The sequence below is a fragment of the Deltaproteobacteria bacterium genome, assembly GCA_011773515.1.
GTDB lineage: Bacteria > Desulfobacterota > Deferrimicrobia > J040 > J040 > WVXK01.
In genome coordinates, this window is the sequence record WVXK01000112.1 from 25,171 (window position 1) to 27,504 (window position 2,334).

Annotated in this window: 2 protein-coding genes and 1 pseudogene (1 of these 3 only partly in view); all 3 read left to right on the forward strand. The window is 57.8% G+C overall.

Features of this window, described 5'->3' with window-relative positions; all coding sequences use genetic code 11:
- Window positions 1-37, forward strand: a pseudogene (locus GTN70_12030) (hypothetical protein) (it extends 224 nt beyond the left edge of the window).
- Window positions 31-543 (forward strand): hypothetical protein, encoded by a 513-nt coding sequence (locus GTN70_12035; protein NIO17685.1) that lies wholly within the window; start codon window positions 31-33, stop codon window positions 541-543. Before GTN70_12030 ends, GTN70_12035 begins: the two are co-directional and overlap by 7 nt.
- Window positions 536-2,334: aminopeptidase (locus tag GTN70_12040; protein ID NIO17686.1), on the forward strand; the 1,799-nt coding region annotated here is incomplete at its 3' end. The genes GTN70_12035 and GTN70_12040, both read left to right, overlap by 8 nt.

Below are 2,334 nucleotides of genomic sequence, written 5' to 3' on the forward strand. Positions count from 1 at the left end.
GCGCTGCTCCCCGACCCCGCTGCGGTCGACATGGTGAAGAGGAAATACGAGGAGCTGTTCAGGGAGGGGCTCGTTCCCTTTGCGAAGCTCTCCCCCGAGCGGCAGAAAATGGCGAATGTCCCATCAGGCGCCACGCTCCTTGAAAACAGCGTCGGCGTTGCGCCGGGGATAAAACTGAAGGTGGGCCAGTCGACCCTCTACTGCCTCCCCGGAGTGCCTGCGGAGATGAAGGCGATGTTCGATCTGGTCGTGTATCCCCATGTGGCCCTTCTTTTCGGGGGAGGGGCCGTGGTGGTGAAGAGGATAAGGAGCATCTTCGGCGACGAGTCTCTTCTCTCTGAAATCGTGAAGGCAGTTGAGGTAAAATATCCCTCTGTATACGTCAAGCCGCGGCCGTCCGGTTTCGGGAAAGAAGAGAAAATAACGGTCGAGTTCATTGCGTCGGAAGAGGAAAGGGCGGATCTGTCGCAGATCGAGGGTGCGGTGAGATACTTTCAGGTGCTGGAAAAGGAGAGATGGGAAAAAAGAGGTGATCATGGATGACAGGGTAAAAGAGCTGGCGGCTCTTCTCGTCGGCTATTCGCTGAAGGTGAAAAAGGGCGACGTGGTGAAGATTTCGGGCACCGAACTCGCCAAGCCCCTCGTGCTCGCGGCCTATGAGGAGGTGGTGAAAAAGGGGGGCCATCCTCTCGTCGATGTGTTCTTCGATGAGGCGGGAGAGATATTCTATCGCAGGGCGTCGGGGACGCAGCTCGATTACCTCTCTCCGGTAAAGCTCTACACGGCGAAAAAGATCGATGCGGCGCTGTTTATCCACTCCCCCTCCAACACGCGGATGCTGAGCGACGTGGGGCCGGCGAAGATCGCGAGGGTGCGGAGGGCGAACAAGCCCGTATCCGACATCATCATGAAGAGGGTGCGCTGGGTCCTGGTCAACTATCCCACGCGGGCACTCGCCCAGGAGGCGGAGATGCCCCTTTCCCGGTACGAGGATTTTCTCTTCAGTTCCTGCCTTGTCGACTGGAAGGAGATGAAAAGGGACCTGCAATACTTGAAGAAGGTGCTCGAGAAAACGGACATGGTGAGGATCGTGGGGCAGGAAACGGATATCTCTTTTTCCATACGGGGCAGAAAGGCTATCGTCTGCGCCGGCGAGAGCAACATGCCCGATGGGGAGATCTTTACCGCGCCCGTTGAGGGCTCCGTGGAGGGGAGGATATACTACGGTTTCCCCGCCATATTCGGGGGAAGGGAAGTGTCGGGGATACGGCTGCGTTTCGAGAAGGGGAAGGTGGTGGAGGCGAAGGCCGAGAAAAACGAGGACCTGTTGCTGCGTCTTCTCGACACCGACAGGGGAGCGAGAATTCCCGGCGAATTCGGGATCGGCTACAATTACGGGATCGACCGGTTCACCCGTGATATCCTCTTCGACGAGAAGATCGGGGGGACCATTCACATCGCCCTCGGCAAATCCTACGCGGAGTCGGGGGGGAAGAACGACTCGGCCCTGCACTGGGACATGATCAAAGACCTCCGGCAGGAGGGGGTGATCTATCTCGATGACAGGCCGATCATGGAAAAAGGATCGTTNNTGCTGGCCGCCGAGAGCCAGTTTACCCTCGCAAACGGGATGGGGGTGGTGATCAAGGAAAACCCTGTTTCCCCCATCGCTTCCGTGCAGGTCTGGGTGAAAGCGGGAAGCACGACGGAACCCCCCTCGTTCGCGGGGATTTCCCACGTGCTCGAACACATGGCCTTCAAGGGAACACAGAAGCGGGGCGTGGGAGAGATGGCCCGGGAAGTGGAATCTCTCGGCGGGGCGATAAATGCCTATACCTCCTTTGACCATACCGTGTATCACATCACGATTCCCTCCCGGTACGTGGAGCGGGCAATCGAGATGCTGGCCGATACGCTCGCCAACTCGGTCTTCGATCCCGTGGAGCTGAAAAAGGAGATAGAGGTGGTGATGGAGGAATACCGGATGAACCAGGACAGCCCGGGAAGGATGGTATCGAAGAACCTCTTTTCCGAGTTTTTCGAAAAGCACCCTTACGGGAGGCCGGTCATAGGGTTCCCCGAGACCCTTTCCCGGATTACCCGTGAGGAGATCGTCTCCTATTTTCGCACATACTACGTTCCCAACAACATGCTCCTCGTCGTCGTGGGTGACGTGAGCGTCGAGGCGGTCAGGCCGGCAATCGAGGAGCACATGTCCCGGTTGAAACCGGAAACATTGTCGCCTCCCGGGCGCCACGTCGAGCCCGAGAGAAAGGGGATCAAGATCATCGTAAAAAAGATGGACACGAAAAGGGCCTACATCGACATGGCCTT